This is a genomic window from Massilia sp. Soil_C_3, assembly GCF_057657035.1.
The window spans coordinates 1-16,330 of sequence record NZ_JBDGJG010000007.1 but is presented as its reverse complement, the minus strand read 5'-3'; the positions used below and the strand labels follow the sequence as shown (position 1 = coordinate 16,330).

Below are 16,330 nucleotides of genomic sequence, written 5' to 3'. Positions count from 1 at the left end.
TTCAACTCAGTTTCAATTCATCTTGTAGAACACCATGCGCCAGATCGTCCTCGATACCGAAACCACCGGCCTGAATCCTCGCACGGGCGACCGCGTCATCGAGGTCGGCTGCGTCGAAATCTTCAACCGTAAACTGACTGGCAATAATTTTCACCGCTATATCAATCCCGAGCGCGAGTCGGACGAGGCGGCGCTGGCCGTCCACGGCCTGACCACCGAGTTCTTGAGCGACAAGCCGAAGTTCCACGAGATCGCCGAGGAATTGCGCGAGTTCGTGCAGGGCGCCGAAGTCATCATCCATAACGCGCCGTTCGACCTGGGCTTCCTGAACCACGAATTCACCCGCATCGGCCTGCCGCCCTTCGTCCAGCACTGCAGCGGCGTGATCGACACCCTGGTGAACGCCAAGGAACTGCATCCGGGCAAGCGCAATTCGCTGGACGCCCTGTGCGACCGCTACGAGATCTCGAACGCGCACCGCAAGCTGCATGGCGCGCTGCTCGACTCGGAGCTGCTGGCCGACGTCTACCTGGCCATGACCCGCGGCCAGAATTCGCTGACGATGGACGTCGAAGTCGAGACCGCGAACATCGGCGACGCGCTCGACGTGGTGCCGCTGGGCGAGATCATCGTGGTCGCGGCAAGCGGCGAAGAACTCACGGCGCACGACGAGGTGCTGACTGGCCTCGACAAGAACGTGAAAGGCAGCTGCGTGTGGAGGAATTATTCTCCGCAGGGATGACGAGACAGTGATTCTGTGCCATAATACGCCTCGCTTCGGGAGGTTAGCTCAGGGGTAGAGCACTGCATTCACACTGCAGGGGTCGCAAGTTCGAAACTTGCACTTCCCACCAGAATTCACAAGGGCCAGCAGCAATGCTGGCCTTCTTGTTTTCGGCAAGCGCGGCAGGTATCGCTGCCTCGCCGTGTTTCTTTCGAGATCACGGTATCGGTACAAATAAGTTGGTCAATTGCCATTTGGAATAATCAAGACTCTATGGCATAATACGGCCTCGTTGGGAGGTTAGCTCAGGGGTAGAGCACTGCATTCACACTGCAGGGGTCGCAAGTTCGAAACTTGCACTTCCCACCAACAGGATTCATTGAAAGGCCCGCGCAATGCGGGCTTTTTGTATTGGCGCGGCGGGAATTGAACGATTAACTCGAGGCATCGACGCCGATGCTGCCTATTTCGCCTCAAGCTATTGCTGGCACGCTTCCATGGCGTGGCATCGCGCCGGCCACTCAATTACCCAGGCTGGCAGTGGGCGCTCGATGGCGGCCGAGTCGCTCCTGTAGAGCAGATGCTGCGCATCGGGTTCGGTGTGATCAACAGCGCACGCGTAGTTCGCCTTCACAATTAGGTCGAGGTCGGCTGGCTCAAAGTAGGTTTCCTCTCGGTCCGTACATCGGCATATTGCTATCTCGGAGAGTCCGATGCAACTGAACTTGAGATCCGTTAGAGCCTGCTTGGCTGTGTGCATGGCCTGTGGTCCGGTGAAAGCTGACCAGCGCATCGTCTGTCCATCAGCAGTCACGTCCGACCAGATAAAAGTCCAGGGCCCAGCCGGCTGGACTGGAGCCTACCTGCCAGACATGAAGCTGAAGCTGGACGGTGCAGGCGCCCGCCTCGGCCCACTGGAACAGGAAGGTGTACTCAAGGGCGACGTTATCCAGAAGAGCGATACGGTAGAACACAAGTACTCTCTCACCGGTGGCGTCGCCGATCAGCTCGATAAATGGATGGTCTGTACGTACTCGAGCAATGTGTATTTAGCCCGGAAGCTACCGAGTGCTACAAGGGAATGTACGGTTACCTATCGGCGCGACACTGACCCGAAAGCAAGCCCGCCGTATGCAGTGTCGGTCATCTCGTGCATTTAACACCCTGCCTTCACTGTCGCCACGGCCTGTCCGACATATCGCTGTAATAATTGCTTCATAGAATCAAGCGATCATCAGGCCCAGGACGACGATGCTCGCCGAACCACCTACCGCCACGCCCGCGTTTTCCGATATTGTCTATGCCAAGACGGCGCAAGGCCGCCTCGAGATCGCCCAGCGCAGCGGCGGGCTCGGCGCCAGGCAGCGCAGCGTACTGATCATGCTCGACGGGCACAAACCTGCGGGAGCGCTGGCGGCGCTGATGCCGGCCCCACAGCTGGCACGCATTCTCGACGAACTGAGCGCACTCGGCCTGATCGCGATCGCTTCCGAGACGCCGAACGACGCTGCGCGCCTGGCGCCGGTGAAAGCCATGCTGGTGCGCACGGCCGAGACCTATCTCGGCCTGATCGCCGCCGACCTGGTCCGGCAAATCGACGCCGTCACCGACGAACACGGCCTGCAGCGCGCCATCGGCCACTGGCATATGGCGATGCAGGATTCAAAATACGGGCGCGATGTGGTGGAGAGCCAGCTGGCGCTGGTCAAGGCTGAGCTGCACGCGTTTGCCCAAGCTCCTGCTTGAGCTCCTCGGTGATCGTCCACGCATACAGGGTCTTGTCACGCACCCGCACGATTCTCTCCGGCGGCCATTGGGCGCCCATGTGAAAGTCGTGCGACACGACGCGCGCGCCGACCCGCAACTGCCGCCACAGCTGCGGCATCAGCTGCAGGTTGACCTCGAACAGCAGGTACAGCATGACTACAGTGGCCGGGCTGAAATCGGTGCGGAACAGGTCGGCCTGGCGAAAGCGCACGCGTTCCTGCACGCCGGCCGAGCGGGCATTGGCATTCGCTTCCCGAATGCGTTCGGGATCGAGATCGATGCCCACGCCGCGCGCGCCATACCGGCGGGCGGCCGAGATAACGATGCGACCGTCGCCGCAGCCGAGGTCGTACACCATGTCATTCCGCCCGATCTTCGCCATCGACAGCATGCGCTCGACGATGTCCTGCGGCGTCGTCACATACGGCACCTTGGGCAAGGGCCGCTGCGCGAGCGCGGGCAGGAGCGTCGCCGGGGCCAGCGCCAGGCCGGCCAGCGTAGCGGCGCCGTGCAACAGGGTACGGCGCTCATGCACGGTGGATGGGGCGGTCGTACGGTCGTCGGACAAGGCTTTTCCTCCTGAAGCTGGCGTTGAGCAGGCGTGCAAGCGTAACCGATATTGCCGGCCAGGTCGTGTACACTGGCTCCGACCGGCATGCCGCATGCCGGCAAGTACACAATAAGAACGGGACAACACCGATGGTGAACGGGTATTACGAACCCCTGCTGGTCTTCGTGTCGATCCTGGTGGCCATCCTGGCCTCGTACACCGCGCTCAGCCTGGCCATGCGGGTGCGCCAGTCCCAGGGCCGCGCACCATACTTCTGGATCGCCGGCGGCGCCCTGGCCATGGGTAGCGGCATCTGGGCCATGCACTTCATCGGCATGCTGGCCTTCCGCCTGCAGATGCCGGTCGGCTACGATCCCCTGATCACCTTCGCCTCCTGGCTGCTGCCCGTGGTTGCATCCGGCCTGGCGCTGTGGCATGTGCGGCACCGCGCATTCCGGCGCCGCCAGCTGGCCTGGAGCGCCGTCCTGATGGGCTTGGGCATCAACGCCATGCACTACACCGGCATGGCCGGCATGCGCATGGACCCCGCCATCACCTACACTCCCTGGCTGTTCGCGCTGTCGGTCGCGATCGCGATCGGCGCTTCGGCGCTGGCGCTGCAGCTCGGCCTGCGCCTGAACGGGGATGGCCAGACGGGCGGCCGCGCGCGGCCCGCGGTGCAACTCGCGGCCAGCGTCATCATGGGCGGCGCCATCGCCGGCATGCACTATACCGGCATGGCCGCCGCCCATTTCGAGGCCGGCAGCGTGTGCCGCGCCGCGCTCGGCGGCGTCGACCAGGACCACCTGGCGGCATTGGTGACGGTGGCCACGGTGGCCCTGCTCAGCATCGCACTGCTGGCCACCATTTTCGATGCGCGCCTCGAGGCGCGCAACCGCACGATCGCCGAGTCGCTGCAGGCGGCGGCCGAGCGCCAGCAACTGTATCTCGACGAGCAGCGCGCCCGGGTCGAGGCCGAGAACGTCAGTCAGATGAAGGACGAATTCCTCGCCACCTTGTCGCACGAGCTGCGCACGCCGCTCAACGCCATGCTCGGCTGGTCGCAGTTGCTGCTGCAGGGCCATCGTGACGGCGCCATGCTGCGCCGCGGCCTGGAAACCATCGAGCGCAATGCGCGCGCCCAATCGCAGCTGATCGAAGACATGCTCGACATGAGCCGCCTGCTGGCCGGCAAGGTGCGGATCGACACGGCGCCGATCCAGCCGCAGGACTTCGTCAACGCAGCGCTCGAGACGGCGCGCCCGGCGGCGCTGGCGCGCAGCATCGGCCTGAACGCCAGCATCGATCACGGCGCCGGTCCCGTGAGTGGCGACCTGGCGCGCATGCAGCAGGTGATGTCGAACCTGATCTCGAACGCGATCAAGTTCACCGAGCCGGGCGGCGTGGTGACCGTTACGCTGCGGCTGGATGGAGAAGCGGACGAGCGCGCGGTGGCGATCGACGTGGCCGATACCGGCGCCGGCATCGCGCCCGAATTCCTGCCCTATGTGTTCGACCGCTTCCGCCAGGCCGATTCCTCGTCGGCGCGGCGCCACGGCGGGCTGGGCCTGGGCCTGGCGATCGCGCGCCAGCTGGTCGAGCTGCAGGGAGGCGCGATCAGCGTGGCCAGCCGCGGCGAGGGGCAGGGCGCCATCTTTACCCTGCACCTGCCGCTGGCGGCGCCCGGCGCGGTGCCGGCGGCGCGGCTGGAGTCCCTCGCCGGCCTGCCGTTGGCGCCGCCCGAGATGACCGGCATGACGGTGCTGGTGATCGACGACGAACTCGACTCGCTGGAACTGGTGCAGCAGGTGCTGGCCGCCAGCGACGCCACGATCCTCACCGCCACCGGCGCGCGCGAGGCGCTGCGCCTGGTCGAGGCGCGCCGGCCCGACCTCGTCATCAGCGACATCGGCATGCCGCTGGTCGATGGATTCGAGATGATCCGCCGCATACGGTCGCTGCCCGATCGCGCCACGGCGGGCGTGCCGGCCATCGCCCTGACCGCGTTCTCGCGGCGCGAAGACCAGCAGCGTGCGCTGGAAGCGGGATTCGACGACTACCTGGCCAAGCCGGTCGCTCCGGCGACGCTGCTGCAGACGGTGGCGGCGATCGTCGCCCGCCGCAACCTGCTGCGTTCGCTGTAACGCGGCGGGCCTGGCCGCCGATGGGGCCGATGCGCCGTCTTCATCCGGCCACGCCCGGCAGCACCAGGTCGAGCTCCAGCCCACCTTCGGGGCGGCGCAGGCCAGCCACGATATAGCCGCGGTTGCGGCCCGCTTCCTTGCCCTTGTAGAGCGCACGGTCGGCCAGCGCGATCGCCTGTTCCCAGTCGGGTTGGACCGTGGCGTCCGGCCTGGTCTCATCGCCATCCGGCGCGAACGGCAGCGATACCGCGCCGGCGGTGGCGCTGACCGTGAGCGCGGTGCTGTCGTCCAGCACGATCGGCGTGGCGGCGATTGCATCGAGGATACGGCCTACCAGCAGCGGGCGCTGCTCCTGTGTCACACCCTGTGAATACACGAGGAATTCCTCGCCGCCCCAGCGCAGCACCATGTCCGATTCGCGCATCGCCGCGCGCAGGCGCTTGCCGACCTCGACCAGCACCGTGTCGCCCGCCGCGTGGCCATATTCGTCGTTGATGCGCTTGAAGTGGTCGATGTCGAGCAGGGTGAAGCAGTCGGCCGAACCCAGGCGCGGCGGGGCTTGCCCGGTGCGGCTGCGCATGCGGTCGAGGAAGGAGCGCCGGTTGAAGAGACCGGTGAGCGGGTCGTGGGCCGAGCGGTAGGCCAGCTCGTCGTTCAGTTCGGCCAGGCGGCGACCGGTCAGCACCGACTTGCGGTACATCCACAGCACGCCGGCGCACAGGAACAGCGCCACCGACGCGCCCAGCGAGGCGGCGGTCTGGATCAGGCTGCGGTGGCGCAATTCGGTGTCCTTGACGGCGTTCTCCTGGCGCAGGGCATCGATCTGGGCGGCGCGCTCGCGTGCCTTGAACTGTTCCTGCAGCGCCGAGATCGCCTTGTTGCGTTCATCGACCGCCAGGTCCTGGGTCACGGTTTCGCGTTCGCGCGTGGTGGCCAGCGCTTCGCGGAAGCGTCCGGCGCTTTCCAGCGCGAGGCTCTTCTCGGCCAGCAAGCGGCCGACGGTCGACATGGCGCCGGCCTTGCGCATCGCGGCGATCACCGCGTCCACGTGCTGCATGCCTTCGCGCTGGCGGCCCTGGCCGAACAGGGCGAAACCCAGGTTGGCCTTCGCCATTTGCAGGCTGATCCGGTCTTCGCTGCGCTCGGCCGGCGCCAGGGCGGCGCGCGCCGCTTCCTCGGCCTCCTGGTAGCGTCCCGCCTTCAGGTAGGCGTTGGCGATATTGCCCAGCACATTGGCTTCGAGCGCGATCAACTGGTGGGCATGGGCCAGTTCCAGCGCGCGCCCGAAGGCTTGCTGGGCGGCCTCCAGCTCGTCCTGCGCCACCAGCGCCCGGCCCTCGAAGAAGTGGGCCGCCGCCACGGTGCGCGGTGGCAGCCGTGCCGGGCCGGTGCGGATCTCCCGCAGCGTCTCGAGTGCGCGGGCAGGATCGCGCGAATTGACGTACATGCGCGCCATCGCCAGCCGGATGTCGGCTTCGCGCGGGCCCCACAGGCCGGGATGCCGCTTCACCATGTCCAGCGCGCGCAGGAAATGGTGCAGCGCGCGATCGTATTGGCCCACCGCGCTGTAGGCCATGCCGTGCAGCGCTTCGGCGGTGGCGGTGAATTCGGGACTGTCCAGCTTGCGGTAGCGGGCGCCGAGGGTAGCGAGCTGGCCGAGGGCCTTGGCCGGATCGTTGTTCTCGATCAGGCGCAGCACCCGCGCCAGGCTGGCCAGCGCGAGATTGAGCGGATCGCGTTCGGCCTCGGCCAGGCCAATGATAAGCTCGTTCGTCTCAAAGGCTTCGCGGAAGTCGCCGGCATCGGCCTGTGTCCGTCGCAACAGGCGCAGGTAGTGGATGCGCACCGGATAGGCCGCGCCGGCGATCAGCTTCGGCCCCTCCTGCACCAGGATGGTGCGCGCCTGCGCATTATTATGCTCGGCCAGCGCTGCGATCTCGTCCAGCCGTGCCTGCGGCTGCATGGCCGCCGGCGCCGGACCGGCAAGTGCGGCCAGCAGCGCGCCGATCGCGAGCAGAGACGTGTATCTGGTCGGGCGTCCATTGGGAACAGTCATGGTGGCGGGATCGATGGGCGGAGAGGCGAGGGTGGGGCGGGATGGCCCGGCCCATTATCGAATGTTGATTTAAGGAAATCAAGCGCAGCCGCCCTGGCTGCGATGTTTACGCAACGGCCGCCTTCAAATAGCAGAAATTGCCTACCGGCACGTAAATTGCAGAAGATTTGTTAGATTGCTTTGATTCGCAACAGCATTCTGGTTATATTTGCACGTCTGCAAAAACTTGACGGTTTGCAGGTGTAGCAAGAACGGTTTCATGTCAGGCATGCCGGCCCAACAGGCAGGATCTCGAGAGCGTGCCCGCACGACCTGTGGGCACGGCGCAATGACAAGACGCGGGACCATATACATATTTGATTGGAGAACACGTAGTGAGTATTTTTAGAACCAAGAATCTGGATGCCATGCTGGCCGCCAGCGCCAAGCCGGGCGGACTCAAAAAGGTGCTCGGCCCGACCGACCTGATCCTGCTCGGTATTGGCGCCATCGTCGGCACCGGTATTTTCGTGCTCACCGGCACGGGCGCCGTCACTGCCGGCCCTGCGCTGACCCTCTCCTTCATCGTGGCCGCCATGGCCTGCTGCTTCGCCGCCCTGTGCTACGCCGAGTTCGCCTCGACCGTGCCGGTTGCCGGTTCGATCTATACCTATAGCTACGCCACCCTGGGCGAATTCGTCGCCTGGATGATCGGCTGGGACTTGCTGCTCGAGTACGGCCTGGCCACCTCGACCGTTGCGGTCGGCTGGTCCGGCTATTTCCAGTCGCTGATGTCGGGCTTCGGCCTGGTGCTGCCGGACGCGCTGACCGCAGCCCCGGGCGCCCGTCCTGGCGTCGAGACCCTGTTCAACCTGCCGGCCTTCCTGATCATGATCGCGCTGACCGCGATGCTGTCGCTGGGCATGCGCGAATCGGCGCGCATCAACAACGTCATGGTCATCATCAAGACCGGCGTCGTGCTGCTGTTCATCGCCGTCGGCGTCGGTCACGTCCGTCCGGAGAACTGGGAACCGTTCATGCCGTACGGCATGGGTGGCGTGATGAGCGCCGCCGCGCTGGTGTTCTTCGCCTTCATCGGCTTCGACGCCGTCACTTCGGCTGCCGAGGAAGTCAAGAATCCGAAGCGTGACCTGCCGATCGGCATCATCGGTTCGCTGGTGGTCTGCACCATCCTGTACGTCGTGGTCGCCGCGATCATGACCGGCATCGTGCCGCACCTGGACTTCAAGGGCGTCGACCACCCGGTCTCGCTGGCGCTGCAGGTGGCGGGCGAGAACTGGGTCGCCGGCTTCGTCGACCTGGCCGCAATCCTGGGCATGAGCACCGTGATCCTGGTGATGGCCTATGGCCAGACCCGCATCCTGTTCGCCATGTCGCGCGACGGCCTGCTGCCGGCCAAGCTGTCGAAGGTGCATCCGAAATACGGCACCCCGTTCTTCGCCACCTGGCTGGTGGGCATCATCTTCGGCCTGATCGCCGCCGTGGTGCCGCTGACCGTGCTGGCCGAGCTGGTCAATATCGGCACCCTGGCCGCCTTCACCCTGGTGTCGATCGCCGTGATCGTGCTGCGCAAGAAGCGTCCGGACCTGCCACGCGCCTTCCGCTGCCCTGGCGTACCGTTCATTCCGGGCCTGGCGATCGTGTTCTGCCTGGTGCTGATGTCGTTCCTGAGCTGGCATACCTGGCTGGCATTCGCCATCTGGCTGGCGATCGGCGCCGTCGTGTACTTCGGTTACGCACGCAAGCGTTCGCTGCTGAACAACCCGCAACAATAAGCTGTTCTCGCGGCAGGCCCTTCGGGTCTGCCGCGTGGCCTTCGGCCGGCGCCGGCGCTTCATGTTAATCTGCCATCTTTGACGCAGCGTGTGCGTCCTTGAAACGGAGATGTCTCATGAGCGCCATTGTGCTCGGCCAGGGCGACGCCCTCCTGATCGTCGACCTCCAGGTCGACTTCCTCCCCGGCGGTAAGCTGGGCGTCCCTCACGGCGATCAGGTGATCGCGCCGATCAACCGCCTGATCGACCTGTACCGGACGCGCGCGCTGCCGATCTATGCCTCGCGCGACTGGCATCCCGAACTGCATTGCTCCTTCGCCGCCCAGGGCGGGCCATGGCCGCCGCATTGCGTGGCCGGGACCGAAGGCGCCGGCTTTGCGTCCGAGCTGAACCTGCAGGACGACGTCATCGTCGTATCCAAGGCCGATAGCGTCGAGGTGGATGCGTATTCCGCCTTCAACGGCACGGGGCTGGGGCAAGCCATGCGCGCGCGCGGCATCGGCCGGGTGGCCGTGTGCGGCCTGGCCACCGACTATTGTGTGCTCAATACGGTGCTCGACGGGCTCAGGGAAGACATCGAGATGCTGATCGTGGCCGAGGCCACGCGTGCGGTGGACGTGACTCCCGGCGATGGCGACCGCGCCATGACGCGCATGCTGCGCGCGGGCGCGGAGCCGGTGCGGCTGTCGGGCGATGGGCTGGTGGCCGACGTGGAGCTTGGCGCGCGCCTCTGAATACGCACTGAGCGCGCCGCGTCGGCGCGTGGGGACGCTGGCGCACGGTCCGCCTTCGATTACCGGCCTACAGTCGCCTTTCGACCAGCTGCGAAAGGACACCGGCATGACCAGCACCGTTGGAGATTTTCTGCTCGACCGTCTCGGGCAATGGGGCGTGCACCGCGTCTATGGCTATCCGGGCGACGGCATCAACGGCATCCTGGCCGCCTTCGGGCGCCAGGACGCGATCGAATTCGTCCAGTGCCGCCACGAAGAGATGTCGGCCTTCATGGCCTGCGGCCACGCCAAGTTCACGGGCGAGGTAGGCGTGTGCCTGGCGACCTCCGGTCCCGGCGCCATCCACCTGCTCAACGGCCTGTACGACGCCAAGCTCGATCACCAGCCGGTGGTGGCCATCGTCGGCCAGCAGCAGCGCTCCGCGCTCGGCGCCCACTACCAGCAGGAAGTCGACCTGGTCACGCTGTTCAAGGACGTGGCGGGCGAGTTCGTGCAGATGGCGACCGATGCATCCCAGGTGCGCCACCTGGTCGACCGCGCGCTGCGCATCGCCAGGGCGCGCCGCTGCGTGACCTGCATCATCCTCCCGAACGACTTGCAGGAAGAAGAAGCGGTGCCGCATCCGCCGCGTGAACACGGGAATACGTTTTCCGGCGTGGGCGCCGCGCTCGAAGCGGCGGTGCCGCCGCCCGAGGCCTTGCGTGCGGCCGCCGACATCCTCAATGCGGGCGAGAAGGTGGCCATCCTGGCCGGCGCCGGGGCGCACGGCGCGCTGGACGAACTGGTCGAGGTGGCCGAGCTGCTTGGCGCCGGCATCGCCAAGGCGCTGCTGGGCAAGGCCGTGGTGCCGGACGACCTGCCGTTCTGCACCGGCACCATCGGCATGATCGGCACCCAGGCCAGCGACACGATGATGAATGAGTGCGACACGCTCCTGATGATCGGTTCGAGCTTCCCGTATGCCGAATTCCTGCCGCAGGAGGGCGCCGTGAAGGCGGTGCAGATCGATGTCGACGCCACCATGCTCGGCCTGCGTTATCCGATGGACGTGAACCTGGCGGGTGACGCGCGTGCGACCTTGCGCGCCCTGATTCCGCTGTTGCGGCGCAAGCCGGAGCGCAGCTGGCGGGCGCGCATCGAATCGAACGTGGCCGAGAGCTGGCGCGTGCTGGACGAGCGCGCGCGCCTGCCGGGTAATCCAATCAATCCGCAACGCGCCTTCAGCGAGCTGTCGCCACGCCTGCCGGATGATGTGATCCTGGCCGGCGACTCGGGCTCGGTCTCGGCCTGGTATGCGCTGCACCTGCGCCTGCGACGCGGCATGATGGGCTCGCTGTCGGGTGGCCTCGCGACCATGGGCTCGGCGGTGCCGTATGCGATGGCGGCCAAGATGGCGCATCCGGGACGGCCGGTGATCGCGCTGGCAGGCGACGGCGCGATGCAGATGAACGGCATGAACGGCCTGATCACGATCACGCGCCACTGGCGCGACTGGGCCAATCCCACACTGGTGGTGCTGGTGCTGAACAACCGCGACCTCAATTTCGTGACCTGGGAACAGCGCGGGATGGGGGGCGAGCCGAAATATGCGCCATCGCAGGAACTGCCCGATTTCTCGTATGCAGACTATGCCCGCATGCTCGGCCTGGAAGGCGAGCGGGTCGACGATCCCGAGGAGTTGGGGCCGGCCTGGGACCGTGCGCTGGCGGCAGGCCGGCCCTTCGTGCTGGAAGTGGTGGCCGATGCGAACATCCCGCCGTTCCCGCCGCATATCGTCGATGCCCAGGCCGAGAAGTATCGCGAGGCGCAACAGAAGGGCGACCCGGAAGCGGCGGACGTCGAGCGTGGCATGCGCCAGCAAGGTAGTGGAGCGTCGGCGTAGGCAAATTGGCAAGCGAATGCTGCGCTGCGAGATATTATTTTGTAATCCCTCTCTTACACACTCGCAGCGCGCCAACCGATTTGCGCAACAAGGCCCAGCTTGGATAATGTCGGTAATCGTCCATAGGACACTTCACGATGCGAGACATGACCCCAATGTTGTTAGCCGACGCGCCGCGCGTCGAGGCCGCGCCCCTTGCCACCGCAGAAGGCGCGAAGAATCTGTATTTTTCGCTGTACGCCGATCCGTCAGCGATACCCGAACATGCCAGGGACTTCGTGGCCGGGCAGATCGCGGTCGCACGCGAACTGCCGTCCGACCTGCCGGCGCGCCTGGACCAGCTGCAGGCCTGGATCGAAGAGCGCACCGAGATCGTCGGCCAGCAGTACCGCGACTATCTCGCCGCGCGCAAGAACGGCGCGCCGCGCCGCTATTTCTCGTGCCGCGCGCATGCGCTGTACTTCATCAAGGGCGTGGCCCCGACCAAGCTGGTCGACGGCGCGTGGCTATACGGCCTGACGCGCCAGTGGGACGACGTCGCCTTCCATCCGCTCATCAAGACCTATCTCGAAGAGCTGGGCGACGGCCTGCCCGACAAGAACCACGTCACCCTGTACCGCAAGCTGCTGGCCACCCACGGCTGCGAAAGCTGGGAAGACCTGGGCGACGACCACTTCCTGCAAGGCGCGCTGCAGCTGGCGCTGGGCCACCACGCCGAGCACTTCCTGCCCGAAGTCATCGGCTACAACCTGGGCTACGAACAGCTGCCGCTGCACCTGCTGATCACGTCCTATGAGTTGAACGAACTGGGCATCGACCCGTATTACTTCACACTGCACGTGACGGTCGATAACGCCGCCAGCGGCCATGCGCGCAAGGCGGTGCAGGCGCTGCACGACCTGATGCCGAAGGTCGGCGACCGCGAAGCCTTCTGGCAGCGCGTGGTCGACGGCTACCGCCTGAACGAACTGGGCGCCAGCACGACCTCGGTGATCGGCGAATTCGACCTGCAGTCCGAACTCGTCGACATCCTGGCCGCCAAGAGCGGCGTGGGCAAGAACATGCACTCGGATTACTGCCGTGTCGCCGGCCGTTCGGTCAACGACTGGTTGACGGATCCGGAGCAGATCCCGGCCTTCCTGGCCGCGCTCGAAGGGGCAGGCTGGATCAAGCGCGGCGAAGACGTCGAGCATAGCCGCTTCTGGCGCCTGGTCGAAGGCGAGCGGGCCGAGATGTTCGGTGTGTTCAACGCCTATGAATTGCAGGTGCTGCGCGACTGGATCACTTCCACCGCCGACGGCAAGCCGGCCAGCGCGCAGCGCGTGCTCACGGCGCGCGCGCGCCAGCGCACCCTCGACCAACTGGGGCAGGGTGCGGAACGCGGCATGGCGCATCCGGTGCGCGGCCTGATCCGCCGCCACGCCAATCTGGACGATGCCGACGCCCATAACGAACTGCGCCTGCTGGAACAGCAGGTGGCGGCGGCGAACGGCAAGCAGGAGGCGATGCAAATGCTGGGCCGCCTGCTGTCGCCCGAGATTCACCATACGGCGGTGGGCCTGATGGCCACCCGCATGTACACGCAACTGTTCGACGCCTGAACCGCCTGCACTTGCGACAAGCGGCCGGTGCGCGATAGAGAGCGTGCGCCGGTCGTGGCTTAAAAAAACAATTATTACAAGGGAAACACACGTGCAAATCCTCGAACAACGCTTCCTGCGCGGACCGAACGTCCACGCCGACTCGCCATGCCTGCTGTCGGTGGTCGACCTGAAGGATTTATATGGCAAGTCCACCAAGGACCTGCCCGGCTTTAACCATGCGTTGCTCGAGGTGCTGCCGTCGCTGCACGGCGAGCGCCTGCCCGCCGGCCGGCCCGGCGGCTTTGCCCAGCGCCTGGGCGAAGGCACCTATCTTGGCCGCGTGATCGAACACGTGATGCTGGAACTGCAAACGTTGGCCGGCGCGCCAGCGACCTTCGGGCGTACGCGGCCGGTGAACGGCCATCCCGGCCAATTCCGCATCGTGTGCGCCTACAGTTGCGAAAAGCTGGCCGAGCCGGCCTTCGACCTGGCGCTCGACCTGGTCGGCGCGCTGGCTCGCGGCGAGGGCTTCGAACTGGCTGCGCGCCTTGAAGAACTGCGCGAGATCGCCGCGCGCTACGCGATCGGCACCAGTACCGCCGCGGTGATCACGGCGGCCCAGGAGCGCGGCATCCCGGTGCAGCGCATCACCGACGACGCCAATCTGTTCCTGCTCGGCTGGGGCGTCAGGCAAAAGCGGCTGCAGGCCACGACCACCGGCGACACCAGCTTCATCGCGGTGAAGATCGCCAGCGACAAGCAGCTGACCAAGGCCTTGCTCAAGGAAGCCGGCGTGCCGGTGCCGGAGGGCGACGTGGTCACCACCGTGGAATCGGCCCAGCGCGTGGCGCGCCGCCTGAACGGGCCGGTGACATTGAAACCGCTGGACGGCAACCAGGGCAAGGGTGTGACGGTCGATTGCACCACACCTGACGACGTCGCACGCGCTTTCGAGTTCGCGCGCCAGTACGGGCGCCGCGTTATCGTCGAACGCCATGTGTCGGGCTGCGATTACCGCGTGCTGGTCGCCGGCGGGCGCGTGGCCGCAGCCTCGCGCCGCCGTCCGGCGCACGTGGTGGGCGACGGCGTCAAGACCATCCGCGAGCTGGTCGGGATCGAGAACGCCGATCCGGCGCGCGGCGCCGGCCATGCGACGATCCTGACCCGGATCGCCCTCGACGACCATGCAGCCGACATGCTGTCGCGCCAGGGCTTCGAGTTCGACAGCGTGCCCCCAAGCGGTGTGGTGGCCGAGTTGCGCGGCAACGCCAACCTGTCGACCGGCGGCACCGCCGAAGACGTGACCGACCTGCTGCCGGATTCGACGCGCCTGTTGTGCGTGCGCGCCGCAGCCAAGATCGGCCTGGACGTGGCCGGCATCGACATCGTGTGCGAGGACATCGGCCAGCCGCTTGCGGCGCAGCGCGGCGCCGTCATCGAAGTCAATGCGGCGCCCGGCATCCGCATGCACCAATATCCAAGCGCAGGCGAGGCGCGCGATGCCGGCGAGGCGATCGTCGACGGGCTGATGGGCGCCTCCGATGGCCGCATCCCCGTGATCGCGCTGACCGGCACCAACGGCAAGACCACCACCACCTTGCTGGTCGCGCACGCGGCGCGCATGGCCGGCCGGGTGACCGGCGTGACCACCACCGAGGGTGTCTTCATCGACGGCAAGCAGGTGGTGAAAGGCGACTGCACCGGCTACTGGTCGGCGCGCACGGTGCTGCACGCGCCGGAAGTGGAGATCGCGGTGCTGGAAACGGCGCGCGGCGGCATCCTCAAGCGGGGCCTGGCGTACGACCGCTGCGACGTGGCGGTGGTGCTGAACATCGCAGCCGACCACCTGGGCCTGGACGGCGTCGACACTGTCGAAGACCTGGCGCAGGTGAAGGCGGTGGTGGCGCAATCGGCCTCGAAGGCGGTGGTGCTCAACGCCGAGGACGCGCTGTGCGTGCAGATGGCGCGCCGCGTCAAGCCGGGCGCCGAGATCCTGTTCTTCTCGATGGACGCCGAAAACCCGGTGCTGCTCAAGCATCTTGAGGACGGCGGCCGCGGCGCCTACCTGCAGGATGGCGCCGTGGTGATCGCCGACGGCCATATCCAACAGGCGGTGATCAAGGTCGAAAGCATGCCGGTGGCCTTCGGCGGGCTGGCCCGCTTCAACATCGCCAACGCGCTGGCCGCCGCGGCCGCGCTGATGGCATCCGACTTCAGCCACCTGCAGATCGCCGCCGGCTTGTCCACCTTCGTGTCGAACGGCCGCACGAACCCGCTGCGCACGAATATGTTCGACGTGCGCGGCGTGACGGTGATCGTCGACTACGCCCACAATCCGGCCGCCTACGCCGCCATGGCCGACATGGCGCGCGGCATGCTCCCGGGCCAGCTGGTCGGCATCGTGACCGCCCCCGGCGACCGCCGCGACGGCGACCTGCGCGAGGTAGGCAAAGTTTGCGGCGCCCGCTTCGACGAATTGGTGGTCTACGAATCCCAAAGCCGCGGCCGCGCCGTCGGCGAGGCGGTCGACCTGATCCTGAGTGGCGCCGAAGAAGCAGTGGGCCTGAGCGACACCCTGCACCGCGAACTGGAAGTCGGCAACGCGATCCGCCTGGGCCTGAGCCTGTGCGAGCCGGGCGACGTCCTGGTCTTCGCCTGCGGCTCCTCGCTCCAGGTCTTCGTCGACGCCATCCGCCTCACCGACCCCGAAAGCGCCGACCTGATCGCCGCCCAAACCACCTAACTCCACCCCCTCAATGAGGGTCAGAGTAAAATTATTGGGCAATTTCCCAAATTCGCCCTTTAATTAATGAGGGTCAGAGTCGAATTATTGGCCAATAGCTTGGCGGACAATTAGGGTCAGAGTCGAATTAACGGCTCAGCCGTAAAAGTTGTCAAACAATTCGACTCTGACCCTCATTAATTTTCCTTCCCCAGCGTTCATTTCTCGCGCCAGAACGGCAATTGGCTCGGAATACGCTTACTCGCCCAAAAGTTTTCCCATCAGGCGATAACCCACGGCAAAATCCACGGCTCAGAAATAATTAGGGTCAGAGTGAGATGCACCGGAATGGTGGACAGGGTTAATCAGGCACAGCTGAGAATTTTTTCCACC

General features: G+C 65.9%; 11 protein-coding genes and 2 tRNA genes. 11 read left to right on the top strand and 2 right to left on the bottom strand.

Annotated features, from left to right (window positions below):
- Positions 1 to 34: 34 nt before the first annotated feature.
- From dnaQ to AC3A6F_RS15235, 5 genes are all read left to right on the top strand, one after another.
- Entirely contained in the window at positions 35 to 742 is a 708-nt protein-coding gene (dnaQ, locus tag AC3A6F_RS15255; RefSeq protein ID WP_487682121.1) for a DNA polymerase III subunit epsilon, read from the top strand.
- A gap of 37 nt (positions 743 to 779) precedes the next feature.
- Positions 780 to 854, top strand: a tRNA-Val gene (locus tag AC3A6F_RS15250).
- Between the two features lie 164 nt (positions 855 to 1,018).
- Positions 1,019 to 1,093: transfer RNA gene (locus AC3A6F_RS15245), tRNA-Val, on the top strand.
- A gap of 344 nt (positions 1,094 to 1,437) precedes the next feature.
- Entirely contained in the window at positions 1,438 to 1,884 is a 447-nt protein-coding gene (locus AC3A6F_RS15240) for an STY0301 family protein (RefSeq protein ID WP_487682119.1), read from the top strand.
- Between the two features lie 91 nt (positions 1,885 to 1,975).
- The gene (locus AC3A6F_RS15235; protein ID WP_487682118.1) at positions 1,976 to 2,470 is read left to right on the top strand and encodes a hypothetical protein; all 495 of its coding nucleotides are present in this window, start codon (positions 1,976 to 1,978) and stop codon (positions 2,468 to 2,470) included.
- Here the strand turns inward: AC3A6F_RS15235 and AC3A6F_RS15230 are convergent.
- Positions 2,430 to 3,059, bottom strand: a complete 630-nt coding sequence (locus tag AC3A6F_RS15230; RefSeq protein WP_487682116.1) for a class I SAM-dependent methyltransferase — start codon at positions 3,057 to 3,059, stop codon at positions 2,430 to 2,432. The genes AC3A6F_RS15235 and AC3A6F_RS15230 overlap by 41 nt on opposite strands.
- 131 nt (positions 3,060 to 3,190) lie before the next feature.
- Here AC3A6F_RS15230 and AC3A6F_RS15225 point away from each other — a divergent pair, with 131 nt between their 5' ends.
- The gene (locus AC3A6F_RS15225; RefSeq protein WP_487682114.1) at positions 3,191 to 5,185 is read left to right on the top strand and encodes an MHYT domain-containing protein; all 1,995 of its coding nucleotides are present in this window, start codon (positions 3,191 to 3,193) and stop codon (positions 5,183 to 5,185) included.
- A gap of 40 nt (positions 5,186 to 5,225) precedes the next feature.
- Here the strand turns inward: AC3A6F_RS15225 and AC3A6F_RS15220 are convergent, their stop codons facing one another.
- Positions 5,226 to 7,241 (bottom strand): GGDEF domain-containing protein, encoded by a 2,016-nt coding sequence (locus tag AC3A6F_RS15220; protein WP_487682112.1) that lies wholly within the window; start codon positions 7,239 to 7,241, stop codon positions 5,226 to 5,228.
- 374 nt (positions 7,242 to 7,615) lie between these two features.
- Here AC3A6F_RS15220 and bcaP point away from each other — a divergent pair, with 374 nt between their 5' ends.
- The 5 genes from bcaP (at position 7,616) to cphA (ending at position 15,958) form a co-directional block, all read left to right on the top strand.
- Positions 7,616 to 9,016: a branched-chain amino acid transporter BcaP gene (bcaP, locus tag AC3A6F_RS15215; RefSeq protein WP_487682110.1), complete on the top strand. Its 1,401-nt coding sequence runs from the start codon at positions 7,616 to 7,618 to the stop codon at positions 9,014 to 9,016.
- A 116-nt stretch (positions 9,017 to 9,132) separates the two neighbouring features.
- Positions 9,133 to 9,750 carry an isochorismatase family protein gene (locus AC3A6F_RS15210; RefSeq protein WP_487682108.1) on the top strand — a complete coding sequence of 206 codons (618 nt, stop codon included), beginning with the start codon at positions 9,133 to 9,135 and terminating at the stop codon, positions 9,748 to 9,750.
- Positions 9,751 to 9,856: 106 nt separating this feature from the next.
- Positions 9,857 to 11,632 (top strand): thiamine pyrophosphate-requiring protein, encoded by a 1,776-nt coding sequence (locus AC3A6F_RS15205; RefSeq protein ID WP_487682106.1) that lies wholly within the window; start codon positions 9,857 to 9,859, stop codon positions 11,630 to 11,632.
- Positions 11,633 to 11,769: 137 nt separating this feature from the next.
- Positions 11,770 to 13,233 (top strand): iron-containing redox enzyme family protein, encoded by a 1,464-nt coding sequence (locus AC3A6F_RS15200; protein ID WP_487682104.1) that lies wholly within the window; start codon positions 11,770 to 11,772, stop codon positions 13,231 to 13,233.
- Positions 13,234 to 13,324: 91 nt separating this feature from the next.
- Positions 13,325 to 15,958 carry a cyanophycin synthetase gene (cphA, locus tag AC3A6F_RS15195; protein ID WP_487682103.1) on the top strand — a complete coding sequence of 878 codons (2,634 nt, stop codon included), beginning with the start codon at positions 13,325 to 13,327 and terminating at the stop codon, positions 15,956 to 15,958.
- Positions 15,959 to 16,330 lie beyond the last annotated feature (372 nt).